This is a genomic window from bacterium, from assembly GCA_020444065.1.
Classification (GTDB): Bacteria; Sumerlaeota; Sumerlaeia; order SLMS01; family JAHLLQ01; genus JAHLLQ01.
This window is the reverse complement of sequence record JAHLLQ010000003.1, coordinates 726,840-744,412: the sequence shown is the minus strand read 5'-3', so window position 1 is coordinate 744,412 and position 17,573 is coordinate 726,840. Positions and strand designations below refer to the sequence as shown.

General features: G+C 60.9%; 10 protein-coding genes and 1 pseudogene. 9 read left to right on the top strand and 2 right to left on the bottom strand.

What is annotated here, in order from left to right:
- Positions 1-91: 91 nt before the first annotated feature.
- On the top strand, positions 92-283 hold the full coding sequence (locus KQI84_10760) for a hypothetical protein (protein MCB2155357.1): 192 nt from the start codon (positions 92-94) through the stop codon (positions 281-283).
- Positions 284-402: 119 nt separating this feature from the next.
- Entirely contained in the window at positions 403-804 is a 402-nt protein-coding gene (locus KQI84_10755) for a response regulator (protein ID MCB2155356.1), read from the top strand.
- A gap of 39 nt (positions 805-843) precedes the next feature.
- Here KQI84_10755 and KQI84_10750 read toward each other — a convergent pair whose 3' ends face one another.
- The gene (locus tag KQI84_10750) at positions 844-2,313 is read right to left on the bottom strand and encodes a HEAT repeat domain-containing protein (GenBank protein MCB2155355.1); all 1,470 of its coding nucleotides are present in this window, start codon (positions 2,311-2,313) and stop codon (positions 844-846) included.
- An 18-nt stretch (positions 2,314-2,331) separates the two neighbouring features.
- Complete coding sequence (locus KQI84_10745) at positions 2,332-5,991, bottom strand: AsmA-like C-terminal region-containing protein (GenBank protein MCB2155354.1); 3,660 nt, start codon at positions 5,989-5,991, stop codon at positions 2,332-2,334.
- 227 nt (positions 5,992-6,218) lie between these two features.
- Here KQI84_10745 and KQI84_10740 point away from each other — a divergent pair, with 227 nt between their 5' ends.
- The 7 genes and pseudogenes from KQI84_10740 to KQI84_10710 all read left to right on the top strand — a co-directional run bounded on the left by KQI84_10740 (position 6,219) and on the right by KQI84_10710 (position 16,917).
- Entirely contained in the window at positions 6,219-7,526 is a 1,308-nt protein-coding gene (locus tag KQI84_10740; GenBank protein MCB2155353.1) for an ABC transporter substrate-binding protein, read from the top strand.
- 58 nt (positions 7,527-7,584) lie between these two features.
- The gene (locus KQI84_10735; protein MCB2155352.1) at positions 7,585-8,484 is read left to right on the top strand and encodes a sugar ABC transporter permease; all 900 of its coding nucleotides are present in this window, start codon (positions 7,585-7,587) and stop codon (positions 8,482-8,484) included.
- Between the two features lie 41 nt (positions 8,485-8,525).
- Positions 8,526-9,338: a carbohydrate ABC transporter permease gene (locus KQI84_10730; GenBank protein ID MCB2155351.1), complete on the top strand. Its 813-nt coding sequence runs from the start codon at positions 8,526-8,528 to the stop codon at positions 9,336-9,338.
- A 178-nt stretch (positions 9,339-9,516) separates the two neighbouring features.
- A complete protein-coding gene (gene lon / locus KQI84_10725; protein MCB2155350.1) occupies positions 9,517-11,898 on the top strand; it encodes an endopeptidase La in 2,382 nt (793 codons plus the stop codon).
- Positions 11,899-11,904: 6 nt separating this feature from the next.
- A complete protein-coding gene (locus tag KQI84_10720; protein MCB2155349.1) occupies positions 11,905-12,465 on the top strand; it encodes a hypothetical protein in 561 nt (186 codons plus the stop codon).
- A gap of 235 nt (positions 12,466-12,700) precedes the next feature.
- Entirely contained in the window at positions 12,701-15,259 is a 2,559-nt protein-coding gene (locus KQI84_10715; GenBank protein MCB2155348.1) for an endonuclease, read from the top strand.
- 257 nt (positions 15,260-15,516) lie between these two features.
- Positions 15,517-16,917, top strand: a pseudogene (locus KQI84_10710) (endonuclease).
- The last annotated feature ends 656 nt before the right edge of the window (positions 16,918-17,573 follow it).

Below are 17,573 nucleotides of genomic sequence, written 5' to 3'. Positions count from 1 at the left end.
GCCGAAACCCGTAGACACTGGACAGCTTATGCGCTAGGTTCAGATCGGAATGAGTCTGACCGGCGCGACGCGCCAAGAGGGATGAGCACTGATGAATTTCGTTCGAATCTCTTCATCGCAGATTATCAACCTCAACGCGGTGACCCGCATCGAGGTGTATGAAGGAGACATCGGCAGCCACACGACGATTCACTTCCAGGACGGCGAGAAGTATCGCTGTACGGAAGAGGAAGCGGCCAAGTTGATGCCGCACTTCGAAAAGGTTGTCGAAGAGACGCTGTAGTTTGAGAGTGGCGGCCCCGAGGACATCCCTCGAAGGCCGTTCCGCCGGGAACTCTTCTCAACCCCGCACGCGTCCGGACCGGAGGCGGCGGGAGAGGCTTCGGCCAGGGAGTCGGTACAATGTCTGGGAACGTCAAACTGCTGATCGCTGAAGATGATCGGGAGATGCGCTCGCTCCTCCGCAAGGTTCTGACGCGCGAGGGGTACGATGTGACGACCGCCGCGCATGGCCAGGAAGCCGTGGACATCCTGCGCGAGGCCGCCGACTTCGATCTCCTGCTTTCCGATATTCGCATGCCCGAGAAGGACGGCATTCAAGTCCTGAAGGAAGTGCGAACTCTGCGCCCGAGTCTGCAGGTGGTCATGATCACCGCCTTCGGCGAGTTGGATCAGTACCTGGAGGTCATGCGGGAAGGCGCCTTCGAGTATTTGACCAAACCGTTTAAGATCCCCGACCTGCTGAGCGTGGTCGAGCGCGCCACGGGACAGCCGGCACCGGCTTCGCAAGGCGACGGAGCCTGAGAGCCGTCCCGCGAATCAGTTTCCAATCAACCTGACTGCTCAGTCTGTCTGAAGAGCGATGCTCTGCGCCCAGGCGACGAACTCATCGTCGTCCGGCGCCGACTGAGCGAGCACGTCCTGCGCAAACGGGTATTTCGTTCCGAGCTTCAGCAGCCCAATGGCCGCCATCCGGCGAGTCCGTGGGTCGTCCGACTCGAGGGAATGCTGCAATGTGCCGATCGCGATGGGACCGGTGATAACGAGCGCCTCCGCGGCGGTTCGGCGGATGGGCCAGCGCGTATCTGAAAGCAGGCTGGCCAGGAGATCCTGCTGTCCGCCGGGATCGATGCGTGCGAGGGCGAAGATTGTGTCAATGCGGAGCGGTGTACTGGCACTGGTGTCCAATGCGGTTTCGCCCAGATCCCCCACTGCATCGCGGGATGCCCAACCGATCCGCCCCAGCGCCCATGCCGTGCGGCGTCGGCTTTCGATGTTGGTCGATTGATCGTAAAGCTCGGCGAGGCGTGGAGCGGTGTCCGCCGCCGGCTCGCCGATCTCTCCCAGTGCAGAGATGACAGCCCACCGCAGGTGCATATCGTCGGTATCCAACAAGGATTCCAGTTCTGGAAGCGCCGGCTGGGCAAGGGGACCGAACTTCGCAAGCGTGCGGGCCGCGAGGCGTCGCCGAACCGGATCGCTGGAGGCCAGGTGATTCCGCAATCGCGTGACAGCCGATGTTGCCGGCATGTCCTCAATCCCCAACAACTCCAGGTCGTCCTCATCCTCCACGATCCCTCGAAGAACATCGTGCTCCGGATCGATGCCCTCAACACGGATCGCAGCGGCTGTCCGAAGATCGGGCAGTCGCAACTCCATCCTGAGAGACGATTCGAGGCCACGAACAACATCGCGATGTTCCTCGTCGGCGAATTCCCCGATCGCGAGAAGCGCGGGAACGGCCTGAACGCCGTAATGCTCGAGCACGTCGATGGCCGATTCGCGAAGTTCCTCATCAGCGAGCAATGGGACCAGATCCGGCGCAGCGCACGGGCCGATGTCGGTCAAGGCGGGCTCTGGGTTGACGGCGATAGGCTTCTTGCTCTGTTGATGTCCGCGGCGAATCAACTCAACAAGTTGCGGAACAGCCCCACATGCCGAGTCTCCCATTCGACTGAGAAGATAGATGGCACGGGCCGATCGATTGTGATCGGTGGAAGCCGCTTCCTTTGCAAGAGGCTGCGCCGCGGGCTCGCCGAGTGCGAGAATAATGCGCTCGGTCTCCATGGCGACCTCTGGATCGGCTCTCAATCCCGCGGCAACAAGAACCGGAACGGCATCCGGCGTTCGAAGTTTCTCGGCGGCCACTGCCGCGTCCGGCCCGGAGAGACGATCCCGCCATTCCTCAACCGTCGCGCCGGCAAACGTCGGAGCGGCCGGTTTCTCCGGGGGGCGCTCCGCGCAGGCAATGAGGAGCGCAGCGGCGATTGCCAATGCGGAAACGGCTCGCACGATTGCGGTGCGCGAATTCACTGCTCTCCCCCTCATGCCTTATCGAGAACCACCGCTGGAATTGGATGAGTCAGGCGCCGGTGTCGGCGTCGGTGCCGGAGCCGTCGACGGCTTCGTGGCGAACCGCAATCCGCGTCCGAGCACGCCCTCGCCAGCCTCCATCGCTTCTCGCGCGGACCGCACGGCCTTGCTGCCTTCTTCCTGGAAGAAGCCCGCGCGGTCGAGTTGAAGCGGCGCCGTCGTGACGACGGGATCCTGGACGGTTCCCTGGAGTCGCAAGCTGATCAGGAAATCGGTGATCTTACTGAGGAAATTGCTCAGAGAACCCAGGATCGGGGTATCCTGCAGCCGGTTCGAGATTACATCCACCGTGATCAGGAAATCGAGGTTGCCGCTGAAGTCCACCATACCGTCCGCGATCATGCGAATGGCATCGCTCTCGATTCGCAGATCCGGGAAACGCGCCTGCAAATCTGAGATGATCACGGAGCCGGAGAAGCTGGTATCCTGCGCGATGTCTTCGCGCCCGAGTTTCAATGAGCGGGAAAGGCGCGTGAAGACCTGGCCGCCGATGAAGCTGCTCTCGGTGACGCGGAAGGTCCCATCGCCCTTCCATGTCGCATAGTCGCCGATTTCCCCACGAACGTTGCCGCCGCCGGTAAACTTTCCGTGAAAGCGTTCGGACTCCCCAGTGATGTCCTCGAGGAATCCGCGCACCTCCGCGCCGGCCACCTCGGTGGTTGCCTCCATGATCGGCAGGCGACCGCCGAACGGAAAACTCAGCGTTGCATCGCCGGTGATGCGGCCGCCGTAGATGATTCCCTGAACGCGACTGAGAGCGAGAAGGTTCTCCTTCCCGTCCCAGGCTTCGTAGCGCATGTTTGCGGATGCGTCCTGGGCAGGAACAGTCAGAAACTGCGTGCGGCCTAATTGGATTGCGCACTCGATCAATACTTCCAGTTCGGGCTCGGAATTTCCGGAGTGCGCGCGCGGAGGACGAATGAACGGGCGCTCGGCCCAGGGCTGATCGCCCCAGCCTTCGAGCCAATCGTTGATGTCCACGTCGGGCGCAGAAACATCGGCGACGATTGTGAGCGGACTGTGGTGCGGCAGTTTCACGTAGCCGCTGGCGCGCACGTCTTCCGCCTCGCCCCATTTCGACAAGACGTTTCGCAGGTAGAATCCGGTCTCGTCGGCCGTGACGTCGCCGCGGATGTTCGTCACCGCATGCGGGAAGTCGCGATAGAAGAACGTCGCATTCTCGCCGGGGCGAATGCGACCGTCGATCTGTAACCTCAGGGGAGAATCAGGAAGGATGTTGACGGGGCGTGGCTCAGGGCCGACGAGGGCTGCGATCCACTGGCGCGTAAGATCAGGCGCCTCCGGTAACGGATCGCGCGCCGACAACGTCACGGTCGCAGTCGCCGACGCGCGACCATCGACGTAGAGATCGCGGAAGTCCTTTGGCGTCACCTTCGCCGCGACGGCAATGGGTGCTTCCGCCTGTGCCCGCAGAATCAGCGCACGCGTCGTCGCCTCGGCGTTGCCTTCGACGGTGGCATCGCCATCGACCCGCGCGGAGAAGGTCGGAATGATCACCGAATCGGGTGTCGCCTCGATGTGCGCCTGCAGATTAGTGACCGGAACGAGATCGAGCGGGAATTGAATGTTGCCGGAGACCTCCTCCAGATCGATGACCGCGCGGTAGTCCACGCGAGTCAGCTCGGCGGTGGTGCCGGATGCGTCGATGCGCGCTCGAACTCCGCCCGAGATGTCCTGAACGGCCGGGGGGAGAGCCACCTGCCGGCGAATCAGCGCCAGGATCTCCGGGATCGGTCCCTGTGTCTGCATGGCGACCTGATAGCGCGGCGTCCCCATCCACAGCGGCTCGTCGCCTTCCATCGTCACGTCGACATTGGCGGCGATCGACCCGTACGAGGCATTGAGATGCGAAAGGTTCGCGCGCGTCTTGCCAAACCGGATCGCTCCGGAATCGACTTGAATCTGATCGGGAAGATCGCGAAGGGAGAGTGCGCCGCGTCCCCATGTCAATGAACCGTCGAGATCGGTCAGCGAGTTGGTCACCTGCTTCGGATCCCACGTCCAGAGCGGATCGTCGACGCGCAGTCCCGCGGCAACCTCCAATGTCAGCGGCATCGTCAGCGAATTGATCTCGCGCGGCAGGATGCCGAAACGTTTCGCCGTGGCGAGTGCCTGCTCGGGCTCGCCGCGAACCTGGAATTCGATGTGCCCTTCGTGGTTGTTCTCGCTCGGAAGAATCGGCAGGTGGGCGCTCGCCTGAGCGGTCAGATCGCCCATCGAGACAACGATCGTAGGAAGGTTCAGTTGGCTGCGATCGACAGTGCCATTGGCTTGGTGAATAATCATCGGATGCGGCCAGGTCGGTTGCGAGACGACCCAACCGGAGAGACGAACCGAACCGGACAAGTCGAGTTCGGAGGTCTTTGCGAACTCGCCTTCCGCGGCCAGTTCGACGTTCAGTGTCGCGCTTGTCTGACGGTCGAACTCGAAGCCCGCTTCACGGGCCTTGACCTGGGCGAGACGAATGGCCGGGGCGGGCAATCGCCGCACGTTTACGCGAGCTTTGCCTTTGAACGGTGGCTCAGGCTTCACGATCCCGGAGGCGCGGACATCGACACCCTCGGCCGCCAGACGAATCTCAGACGCCTCGATGCGCTCCTGGTGCAAGTCGTAGGCGCCGCGCGCCGTCAGCTTGATGTTCTTCTCAATCCAGCTCTCTGTACCCGCAAACGGAGCGCCCGGCGGACGATCTTCGCCCAGCTCGAATCTGCCCGCATCCACTTCAGTCGAGACGGCGAACTTGAACGGATCGGAACGCACGGTTTGCACAATGACGACGATGTCGCGGGCCCGGGCTCGCAGCCGGCCGAATCCCGGCGCGTTGAACGGAACTTCGATCCCGTCGAGCTGCAGCTTCAGCGACCCCTGCTCCTCGACAGGCAGCAGCGAGAGGTTGCCGCGGAATGGCTCTGCGCTGTTGGCAACGGCGAGGCCGCGGACTTCGACATTGTAGCCCTCGGAACTCCCAACGCGCCTCGGCACGGAGATGCGGTTGATCGCCAGCTTCAGCGGCGGCAGGTCGCCAAGCTGGCTGTCCAGGACGGCGATCGCGTTGCGGATCTGAATGGAAGGCGTTGGGCGCCGAAGGGGCGCGAGCGGATCCAGCGACGGCGTGCGGCGGCCGGACTTTTTGGGGCCGTCTGCCTTGCCCTCGATCTCCTCAATGAGCGTCGCCAGATCGCCGCGAATCGCGATCCCATCGTCAGTCCGGATGAGGCGAATCTCGGAAGGATTGGTGACGACGACTTGGGCCGGCCAGTTTTCTCCGCCGGCAAGCAGCTCCCCGAAGTCTCCATCCAGGAAAATATCGCCGATCTTGAAGGAGGGCTTCCCGGGGTCGCCGCCGATCTCCAGCCCGATCAGGCGGACTTCGGCAGTGATCAGGCGGACCCGCGTCGTCTCGATCGTGACGTCCAGACCGGTGGCCTCGCGGAGTTTGGACTCCACGATTCCGTTCAGCCATCCGGGCGACAATGGCAGGTACAGCAGCATCGCCAGAAACAGCAGCACCAGGACCGGAAGGTAGATGCGCGACCGATGGTACAGGCGGCGCCAGCGGCGGCGCGTCGGATCGGATTTTCGCGGCTTTCGGGCCATTGGGCCTTTCGGTTCCTTTGCGGAGATCTCACAGTCCCCTTGCTAGCAGCGGGCCAAGGCGGTCGACAAAGGGTTTTATTGACGCCATTGCTCTCTGGCACAGGGGAAATCGGATCGGTCCACCCCGCATGACATAACGTCCGGGACATCGACCTTGACCCTCCCAGGGCCCGGTGTCTTTCCTCTGTGATTGACAAGACATTTCCTTTTCTTCGCGAGGTCCAATCATGTTTCGACGCGTGAGTTGCTTCCTGACTGCACTAATGCTGGCGGGTATCTTTCTGACTGCCTGTGGGAGCGGCGAGGAGAGTTCTGCCGCCGAGGGCGAAGCCGCCTCCGCGTCGGAAGATCAGGTGGTCCTACGCTTCAATATCGATCCGATCGGCAAGGCCCTGGTCCTGACCGAGGATATGGTGAAAGAATACGAGGAACAGACCGGTGTGAAGATCGAGCTCATCAAGGGCCCGACGGATGCGACGGAGCGACTCTCGCAGTACCTCCAGTTCTTCAGCGCGCGTTCGGACGATATCGACGTGTACCAGGTCGACGTGATCTGGCCGGGTATTCTGGCCGAGCATTTGATCGATCTAAAGCCCCACGTGGACGATACGGACGACTTCTTCCAGGCCATCATTGAGAACAACACCGTGGACGGCAAGCTCGTGGCGCTGCCCTGGTTTGCCGATGCGGGGGTTCTGTACTACCGCACGGACCTGCTATCGGCTTACGGCTACGATGGACCGCCGGAGACATGGGATGAGCTCGAAGAGATGAGCAAGAGTGCCATGGAGGTCGAACACGCAAAGGGGAACAAGAACTTCTGGGGCTTCGTCTGGCAAGGCCAGGCCTACGAGTGCCTGACGTGCGACGCGATCGAATGGCAGGACAGCTTCGGCGGTGGCCGCATTGTCGATTCCGACGGCAACGTGACCATCAACAACCCAAAGGCAATCGAGGCGTTCACTCGCGCGAAAGGTTGGGTTGGGACGATCTCTCCTCCGGGCGTCATGACGTACCGCGAAGAGGAATCCCGCCAACTGTTCCAGACCGGCAATGCGATGTTTATGCGCAACTGGCCGTATGCTTATGCCCTCGGCAATGGGGACGATTCGGAGATCAAGGGCAAGTTCGAGATCACGGTGTTGCCGAGCGGCGGTGCGAAGCATGCCGCGGCTCTCGGCGGCTGGCAGTTGGCCGTATCGAAGTACTCCAAGCATCAGGACGAAGCGATCAAGTTTGTGCGCTGGATGACCGGGCCGGAAGCGCAGAAGCGCCGCGCGATGGAAGCCGGCATGCTGGCGACGCGAGTAGCCTTGTATGACGATCCGGAAATCCAGGCGGAGATTCCGTACTTCAAGGACATGAAGAGCGTCTTCCAGAACGCGACGCCGCGTCCCTCCACCGTGACGGGCCCTGATTACAACGAAGTTTCGACGATTTACTTCCAGAACGTGAGCCGTATTCTCTCCGGCCAGGTGACCCCCGAAGAAGGTGTGCAGGAAATCCAAGAGGAACTGGAAGATCTGCTGAACTAGGACCCATGCCCCGACGACTGGTGACGAGAGAAGGGACGCCCCTTTGACAGAAGCAGCAATGAAGCGCCCAAAGAAGACGCTGGAACTGGCGAAGCGCCAGGAGAGGTTGGCCTACACGTTCCTGGCGCCAACGCTCATCGTGTTGCTGATTGTCGGTTTGTATCCGCTGATCCAGACGTTCATCGTCAGCCTGACCGATGCACGGCTGGGCAGTTCTCGCGAAGTCGATTTCGTCTGGTTCAAGAACTACGTGAACCTGGTGCAGGAGAAGGCCTTCTGGGCATCGGTGATTCACACGGTGATCTTCACGGTCGCCAGCGTGACGCTGGAGTTTGCCTTCGGGCTGATCATCGCACTGGTCGTGAACAGCAGCTTCAAAGGTCGCGGCGCCATGCGTGCGGCGATGTTGATTCCCTGGGCGATTCCGACGGTTGTGTCGGCAAAGATCTGGAACTTCATGCTGGTCGATACGTATGGCGTGATCAACGACATGCTGACGCGGCTGCACCTGATCGATCAGAAGATCGCGTTCCTCGCAGAACCTGGTTTGGCGCTCGCCGCCGTGATCGCCGTCGACGTGTGGAAGACGACGCCGTTCGTCGCGCTTCTTCTTCTCGCCGGCCTGCAACTGATACCCAAGGATGTTTACGAAGCCGCTTCGGTGGATGGCGCGTCGCGCTTCCAGCAACTACTTCGCATCACCGTGCCACTCTTGAAGCCCGCAATTCTGGTGACGTTGATTTTCCGCACACTCGATGCCCTGCGCGTGTTCGATGCGATCTGGGTCATGACCGGTGGCAATACGGGGACGGAGTCGATGGCCACGTATAACTACCGCCAACTGATCGCGTTCACGAAGCTCGGCTATGGTTCGGCCGTCAGCGTGATGATCTTTGTGCTGATTGCGATCTTCGTCGCGGCGTACGTCCTGACACTGCGCGTGGAGGAACACCAATAATGGTCAGCGGCCAACATCCCGCAGTGCGGTTCCTGGGCAAGATGGGCTTCCTTCTCGTCGTATTCGTGATCATCGTCTACACGGTGTTCCCGTTTTACTGGACGCTGAACGCGTCGCTGCTGCCTGAGAAAGACGTCTTCACGACTCCACTGAAGTACGCCCCGATGCCAGTCAATGGTGGGTCTTACCAGAAGGTCATGCAGAACGATGCGTTCCTGCTGGCATTGCGCAACTCGGCCATCGTGGCGGGCGCAACAACGCTGATCGCGCTGATGTTTGGATCGCTGGCGGCGTGCGCGCTCGGGCGCTACAAGATGCGGGGGCGCACGGTGGTCCTGATGGTGATTCTGGCGATGACGATGTTCCCGCAAATCAGCGTCCTCGGCGCCGTGCACACGATCATCAGCAAGCTGGGCCTGTACAACTCGCTGGGTGGACTTGTGCTCTCGTACATGCTGTTCGTGCTGCCGTTCACGGTGTGGGTGCTGACGAATTTCTTCAAGTCGCTCCCACGCGAACTGGAGGAGTCCGCCTATGTGGATGGCGCCACCCCCGTGCAGACGTTCTTCCGAATCCTGCTCCCTCTCTCGATCCCCGGCCTCGCGACGACGGGCATTCTGGCCTTCATCGCCGCCTGGAACGAGTACCTCTTCGCGCTGGCCCTGACGATCACGGACAACGCCCGGACCGTCCCGGTCGTGATCGCGAATTTCAGCGGCGAGGGCCTCCACGAGACGCCCTGGGGCCAGATCATGGCGGCCTCGGTCGTGGTCACACTGCCACTGGTGGTACTGGTTTTGATCTTCCAGCGCAAGATCATCGCCGGCATGACCGCGGGGGCCGTGAAGGGCTGAACTCCCGCTCCCGTTTTTCCTTCTGAATGTCTCATCTTTTGCTGGACAGTGTGCCCGTGCGGTGCTCGCCTGGACGGCAGCGTGACGGCGTCCCCGTTCCCCACGAACCGCTGGCAATCGGTCACCCGCTCCTCGTCACCTGTCACTCGCCACATGTCTTTTTTCAGGGAGTTCTCGCATGCCCGAGAAATTCGAGTCGGATTTTTTGCCGGTTATGACCGTCCGGGAGTTGGTTGTTTTCCCCGGATCCATCACGCCGTTGTTCGTGATGCGAACCAAGTCGCACGAGGCGCTCGAGGATGCCTTGGCGCGCGACAAGCGCATCTTCCTCGTTTGCCAGAAGAGCCCGGATGTCGAGGACCCGAAACGAGAAGACCTCTACGATGTGGGCACGGTTGGCGAGGTGCTCCAGGTGCTGCGCGTGCCGGACGGCACGGCGAAGGTGCTGGTTGAAGGCGGGTATGCTGGACGGATTATTGAACTCTCCGATGTGGGCAATCACCTGCAGGCGCTGATCGTTCACAACCAGGTGAACGTGTACGACGCGCAGCCGGTCAACGCACTGATGCGCGCGACGTCCAAGCTCTTCGAGGCCTTCGCAGAGCTTTCCGGCAAGGTGCCTGTGGATCTGTTCAACAGCATCCGTAACCTGAAGGAACCGCTGGCGTACTTGTACGCCGTCTCGAACTACGCGACCCTTAAGATTGAAGATAAGCAGGAAATCCTCGAGAGCAATTCGCTCGAAGAGAAGTTCCTTCTGCTGAACAAGGCGCTGGAGGCGGAAAACCAGATTCTGGAGTTGGAAACGAAGATCCAAGGCCAGGTGAAGACGCAGATCAGCCGTAGCCAACGCGAGTTCTATCTGAATGAGCAATTGAAGGCGATCGAACGCGAACTCGGCATTTCCGGCGAAGAAGACCCGGAACTGAACGAGTTGGCGATGGCGATCGAGATGAGCGGCATGAGCGCCGATGCCCGCGAGAAAGCGGAGAAGGAGTTGGGGCGTCTGGCACGCATGGCGCCGATGTCTCCCGAGGCCGCCATTACCCGCACGTACATCGAGTGGCTGACGGAGGTCCCCTGGAACAACGCCACAGAGGACAAGATCGATCTCGAACGCGCCCGCGCGATTCTGGATGAAGACCACTATGGGCTCGTGAAGGTGAAGGAACGCATCATCGAGTACCTGGCCGTCGCAAAACTGGTCGGGAAGATGCGTGGTCCGATCCTTTGCTTTGTCGGTCCTCCGGGCGTGGGCAAGACGTCGCTGGGCAAGTCAATCGCGCGCTGTATGGATCGCGAGTTCGTTCGGATCTCACTCGGCGGCGTGCGCGACGAGGCGGAAGTGCGCGGTCATCGCCGCACTTACGTTGGAGCCCTCCCGGGCAAGATCATTCAGTCCATGAAGCGCGCCGGCACTGTGAATCCAGTTTTCCTGCTGGATGAAATCGACAAAATGTCGAGCGACTTCCGCGGCGATCCGGCGTCGGCGATGCTGGAGGTTTTGGACCCGGAACAGAATTGTGAGTTCAACGATCATTACCTCGAAGTGGACTTCGACTTGTCGCAGGTGATGTTCCTGACGACGGCGAATTCGATGGAAGGTATTCCGCATCCGCTGCTCGATCGCATGGAGACCATTCGCCTGCCAGGTTACACAGAGGATGAGAAGCGCCACATTGCCAATCGCCACCTGATCCCGCGGCAACGCAGCGAGCACGGCCTGAAGGCGGCGCAGTTCCGCATGTCGAAGGGAACACTGACGCACTTGATCACGGGCTACACGCGCGAAGCAGGCGTTCGTAATCTGGAACGCACGATCGCGACGCTCTGTCGCAAGGTCGCCACGGACGTAATCGAGCATCCGCGGAAGAAGACCGGCACGCTCACCAAGGAGAAGTTGCGCGAGTACCTCGGCCCAGTGAACTTCCACGACACGCAACTGGAGCGTAAGCCGGACATCGGGATCGCAAACGGCCTGGCGTGGACGAACGCCGGCGGCGAAATGCTGCAGGTCGAGACCACGATCATGAAGGGCAAAGGCAACCTGACACTGACCGGCATGCTCGGCGAAGTCATGCAGGAATCGGCGAAGACGGCGCTGTCGTATATTCGTTCGCGCGCCGTGGAATTGGAAATCGATCCCGACTTCTACGCCGGTGTCGATATTCACATTCACGTTCCGGAAGGCGCGATACCGAAGGACGGCCCCAGCGCGGGCATCACGATCGCGCTCAGCTTGACATCGGCAGTCGCACGGTTCCCGGTTCGCCAGGACATCGCAATGACCGGCGAGATGACATTGCGCGGTCGCGTGTTGAAGATCGGCGGACTGAAAGAGAAAGCGCTGGCCGCGCATCGCCATCGCATTCGCACGATCATCATCCCGCGCGATAACCTGGACGACATCGAGGAGATCGCGGAGGAGGTGCGCAATCAGCTCACGTTCATTCCGGTCGAGAGCCTCGATGAAGTCTTGGATCTCGCACTGGTGCGTCCCCGACGCGTTGCGAAGAAACAGGTGAAGGGTCGCCGGACACACGCGCAGTTGGGGAACTGAGGCAGCATGTCTCGAAGCCGGCACACGGATCCGGAACAAATCATCGCACGAAAACGCCAGGCGCGGCGCGGGCATCGACCCGGGCCGCGCGTCGTTTTTCGAAAGCCCTATCCCGGCGATGTCGATGCGGTGTCGAAGGGGCTGTTCCGAAAGCTGCTTCGCTCAATTCCGCCGCACTATCTGTTCGGCTTGCGCGAGATCGAGTTTCTTCCGCGAAGCAACTCTGTCGGGGAACCGTTCGCGCAGTATTGGGAGAACGAGCGACGCATTGTGTGTTATTCGCTGCCGCGGGTGTGGACATGGGAATCGCTCAACGAGAACTGGTGCGATGGGATGAGGAATTGGGGAGCACAGGTTTCAGAGATGTTAGATGGGATAGAAATCCGCTGGCGCAATGAGCGCGATCTCGGAATCTGGTTCTTCGATGTGATCTTCTGCCACGAGCTCGGGCATCACTTCGTTCATCAATATCGCCGCAAACGCAGGCCCTCTCATCGGATGTGCGAACTGCACAACGAACTCCTCGCAGACCTCCATCGTGATCGATTGATGCGATTTGGAAGCTAATGACTTTCGTGCAAGTCCTCTCCGAATTGCCTGATCAACACCCCTTCGCAGAAAAAGCCACGAAATTGGACCTCTCCAATCGTTAGAATATCGTGTAAATATTACAATATCTGCATTTGTTCATAAAAAGTCCTTGCACTCAAGAGAAGCCAGCACACTTAAACCTACGTTATCCTGGATTAAGTGTTCGCACTCCGTTTCTTGATCCGCATTCCCCCCAGAGTGAGGAGCAACAATGCAGTTTGGCATTTTGAAGACCCGGAAGCAGGCGAATCGTGCAAGGAAGCGCGTTCTGGCGACAACGGCATGCGTCGTTCTCGCGGGCGTTTCGTTCGCACAGTACGGTCCCCCGGCCGGTTATTACGACACGGCAGATACCTCCAGCGCCACGGCGCTGCGAAACTCTCTCCACAACATCATCAAAGATCACACTTGGTATCCGTACACATCATCCGCGACCGACACGTGGGACATCATCGAGTCGGCCGATGAGGATCCGAATAACAGCGGCAACGTGATCGACCTCTACATGAATCGCTCGATCTCGAAGACGGATCATACTTCGAGCGGATTCAATCGCGAGCACAGTTGGCCGAAGTCCTATGGCTTTTCTGTCAGCAGCAACGTGCCTTACACGGACTGCCATCACCTGCGCGCTTGCGACTGGGGATACAACTCCTCGCGAAGCAATAACCCTTACGATTTCGCCCCGGGCGGATCGGAGAAGCCGACCGTGCTGACCAATGGTGTCGGCGGCGGCAGCGGCACGTATCCCGGCAACTCGAACTGGAACGACGGAACAAATTGGGAAACGTGGAATTACCGTAAGGGCGACGTGGCCCGCAGTCTCTTCTATCTGGACGTCCGCTACGAGGGGGGAACTCACGCGCCGTCCGGGAAGTCTGAACCCGATCTGATCCTGACCGACAATATGTCTTTGATTCAAGTCAGCGACGCATCGCCCGCGTACATGGGCCGCCTGTCGTCGCTGCTCGACTGGAGCGCAAGCGATCCGGTCGATCTCATGGAACAGCGCCGCAACGACATCGTTTACAATTTCCAGGGCAATCGTAACCCGTTCGTGGATCACCCGGAATACGTTTGCATCGTCTGGAATGGCGGCTGCTCCGGCAATCCGACTCCGACCCCGACGCCAAGCCCGACGCCTGGCGGCCCGACGGCGACTCCGACCCCGACGCCGACTTCGAGCCCCGGTGGCGTTGCGTGGATTAATGAATTCCACTACGACAACAACAGCAGCGATACCGGCGAAGGCATCGAGGTCGCCGGCTCGGCCGGTACCGACCTGAGCGGCTGGACCCTGTACGGCTACAATGGCAACGGCGGCACCGTCTATAATTCGGTCAGCCTCTCTGGCATTCTGGCCGATCAGCAGGGTGGCTTCGGAACCGCGTGGTTTGCCTTCACCGGTCTTCAGAACGGCTCGCCGGACGGCATCGCACTTGTCGACGACACCGGATCCGTCGTCCAGTTCCTGAGCTACGAAGGCCAGATCACAGCAGCCGATGGCCCCGCCGGAGGCATGACCTCTGACGATGTTGGTGTCAGCGAATCCTCCACGGCTACGGTCGGCGACACGCTGCAGCTCGGCGGCACCGGCAGTAGCTACGCGGACTTCGTGTGGGAGAACTCGCAGGCCGGGACGGAAGGCCAGCCGAATGTGAACCAGACATTCAGCGGTGGCGCGACGCCGTCTCCGACGGCCAGCCCGACTCCGAGCCCGACGCCTTCTCCGACTCCCTCGCCGAGCCCAAGTCCGTCACCTTCGCCGAGTCCCACGCCGTCTCCAAGCCCGAGCCCCTCGCCTTCGCCGAGTCCTACTCCCTCGCCGAGCCCGAGTCCCAGTCCAAGCCCGTCGCCCTCCCCCACTCCGGCGGCCGGTGGCAGCGCCTGGATCAACGAGTTCCACTATGATAACGACAGCACCGACACGGGCGAAGGCATCGAAGTCGCCGGTGTCGCCGGCACGGACCTTTCCGGCTGGTCGCTTGTCGGCTACAACGGGAACGGCGGAACCTCGTTCGGCACAGTGAACCTGACTGGCTCGATTCCCGATCAGCAGGCCGGTTACGGCACGCTGTGGTTCGATTTCGCGGGTCTCCAGAATGGTTCCCCGGACGGCATGGCATTGGTGGACGGCTCCGGCAGCGTCGTCCAGTTCCTCAGCTACGAGGGCAGCTTCACAGCGACCGATGGCCCGGCCAACGGCATGAGCTCGACCGATGTTGGCGTCAGCGAAGCATCCACCTCAACGGTGGGCGATACGCTGCAGCTCGGCGGAACCGGTACTGCGTACGCGGACTTCGCGTGGCAGAACTCGATGGCCGGCACCGAAGGCCTTCCGAACACGAACCAATTCTTCGGCAGTGCCACGCCAACCCCGACGGCGACTCCGACAGCGACGCCCTCGCCGACGCCTTCTCCGACTCCGTCCCCAAGTCCTTCGCCGACTCCCGCCGCGGGAGCCGCCCATGTGGACAGCATTATTCCGAGCGTCGAGCAGTTGAATCGCCGCTGGGATGGTGGCAGGGCAGATATCCTGATTGTCGATGCATCAGGAAGCCCCGTCTCGGGAGCGGTCGTGACGGTAACCTTCTCCGGCGACGTCAATGAAACGCTCGCTGGCTCAACCGACGGATCTGGCTGGGTGACGTTGATTACGAACGATCGGTCCCGACGCCTGAACTCCTTCACGGCCTGCGTCGATGACGTGAGCGCCACTGGCTACACGTACGACTCCGGCGCCAATGTCGAAAGCTGCGACAGCTACTAACCAAACCCAAAACCTGACGTTCCTGGGGCCCCTTCGCGGGGCCCCTTCTTTATGCGCATCTCGAAATACACAGCGTCGATCAGAGGGCAAAAAAAACACATTTTTAGGGTCATTAATGTAAAAAAGCCGTTTTAGACCTTCGCGAACAAAAAAAGGTTGCTTTACGCAGGGGGGGTATGTCTTACAGGAACGCCAACCTGGATTAAGTTTTAGGACGCCACTTAATCCATAACCCCCCGTTGGTTGAGGAGCCCCAGATGAGATTCGCACCAATCACTCTGCAAAGGCAGTTGTATCAGTCAAAGGGCAGACTACTGGCTACAGCCTCCGTCCTGGCAATCGCCGGTATCTCGTTCGCCCAGTACAGCCCACCGGCCGGATATTATGATACGGCCGACACATCGAATGCCAACACCCTCCGCAGTTCTCTCCACGAAATCATCAAAGATCACACTTGGTATCCGTACACCTCCACCGCCACCGATACGTGGGACATTATTGAGTCGGCGGATGAGGATCCGAATAATAGCAGCAATGTGATCGACATTTATCAGAACCGTTCGATCGATAAGCTGGATCATGAATCGACCGGGTTTAACCGTGAGCACACGTGGCCGAAGTCCTTCGGCTTTTCTTCCGAGAGCACCATCCCCTACACCGACTGCCATCACCTGAGGGCATGCGACTGGGGATACAACTCGTCCCGCAACAATAGCCCCTACGATTACGTCCCAACCGGCACCGAGAAGCCGACGCTTCTGACGAACGGCGTGGGCGGCGGCAGCGGCGTCTATCCAGGGAACTCGAACTGGGTTGGCGGCGATCGCTGGGAAACATGGGGTTTCCGCAAAGGCGATGTCGCACGCGGTCTCTTCTATATGGATGTCCGCTACGAAGGCGGAACCCACACGCCGACCGGCAAGAGCGAGCCGGATCTAATCCTGACCGATAACATGAACCTCATCCAGGTCAGCGATTCGTCGCCGGCCTACATGGGCCGCCTGACGACGCTGCTGGAATGGAGCGCCGCGGACCCGGTCGATATCAACGAGCAGCGCCAGAACCACATCGTCTACACGTACCAGGGGAATCGTAACCCGTTTGTCGATCACCCCGAATACGTCTGCGTGATTTGGGGCGGCGATTGCTCCGCGACTCCGACCCCGAGCCCGACGCCTGGCGATCCGACGGCAACGCCGACCCCGACCCCGACTTCGAGTCCCGGCGGCGTGGCATGGATCAACGAATTCCACTATGATAACGACAGCACCGACACCGGCGAAGGTATCGAAGTCGCCGGTCCGGCTGGAACCAATCTGAGTGGCTGGACGCTGTACGGTTACAACGGCAACGGCGGCGCGGTTTACGATTCCGTCTCTCTGTCCGGCACGATCGCGGACCAGGAGAACGGCTTCGGCACGATCTGGTTCGCCTTCGCCGGCCTGCAGAACGGCTCGCCGGACGGCATGGCGCTGGTCGACGACACCGGCAGCGTGGTGCAGTTCCTGAGCTACGAAGGCCAGATCACCGCGACGGACGGCCCGGCGAACGGCATGACCTCCGACGACGTCGGTGTCCAGGAAGCCACAACGGCCACTGTCGGTTACACGCTGCAGCTTGGCGGTACGGGCAGCACCTACGCCGACTTCACCTGGCAGAACTCGCTGGATGGCACGGAAGGCCAGCCGAACACGAACCAGACGTTCGAGGGCGCTGCGACGCCGAGCCCGTCTCCGTCGCCGACACCCAGCCCGACGCCTTCCCCGAGCCCAAGCCCATCACCTTCCCCGAGCCCGAGTCCCTCTCCGTCGCCGAGCCCGTCTCCGACGGCCAGCCCCAGCCCGTCGCCCTCCCCGACCCCGGTCGCGGGTGGAACGGCCTGGATCAATGAGTTCCACTACGACAACGACAGCATCGATACCGGCGAAGGCATCGAAGTTGCCGGCGTCGCAGGAACCAATCTGAGTGGCTGGACCTTGTACGGCTATAATGGCGCCGATGGCGGCGTGTTTGATTCGGTCAGCCTGTCCGGGACGATTCCGGATCAGCAGAGCGGCTACGGCACGCTGTGGTTCGACTTCGCGGGCCTGCAGAACGGCTCGCCCGACGGTATGGCACTGGTCGATGCAAGCAGCACGGTCATCCAGTTCCTGAGCTACGAAGGCTCGTTCAGTGCGACCGATGGCCCGGCCAGTGGAATGGCCTCGGTCGACATCGGCGTTGAAGAACCCACGACGTCCACGGTCGGCGATACGTTGCAGTTGGGCGGCACGGGCACAAGCTACGACGAGTTCACGTGGCAGAGCCCGCTGGC

Bases quoted from the DNA above. Each gene is read 5' to 3' on its own strand.
- KQI84_10760 (MCB2155357.1), top strand. From the start codon at position 92: ATGAATTTCGTTCGAATCTCTTCATCGCAGATTATCAACCTCAACGCG.
- KQI84_10755 (MCB2155356.1), top strand. From the start codon at position 403: ATGTCTGGGAACGTCAAACTGCTGATCGCTGAAGATGATCGGGAGATG.
- KQI84_10745 (MCB2155354.1), bottom strand. From the start codon at position 5,991: ATGGCCCGAAAGCCGCGAAAATCCGATCCGACGCGCCGCCGCTGGCGC.
- KQI84_10740 (MCB2155353.1), top strand. From the start codon at position 6,219: ATGTTTCGACGCGTGAGTTGCTTCCTGACTGCACTAATGCTGGCGGGT.
- KQI84_10735 (MCB2155352.1), top strand. From the start codon at position 7,585: ATGAAGCGCCCAAAGAAGACGCTGGAACTGGCGAAGCGCCAGGAGAGG.
- KQI84_10730 (MCB2155351.1), top strand. From the start codon at position 8,526: ATGGGCTTCCTTCTCGTCGTATTCGTGATCATCGTCTACACGGTGTTC.
- lon (MCB2155350.1), top strand. From the start codon at position 9,517: ATGCCCGAGAAATTCGAGTCGGATTTTTTGCCGGTTATGACCGTCCGG.
- KQI84_10720 (MCB2155349.1), top strand. From the start codon at position 11,905: ATGTCTCGAAGCCGGCACACGGATCCGGAACAAATCATCGCACGAAAA.
- KQI84_10715 (MCB2155348.1), top strand. From the start codon at position 12,701: ATGCAGTTTGGCATTTTGAAGACCCGGAAGCAGGCGAATCGTGCAAGG.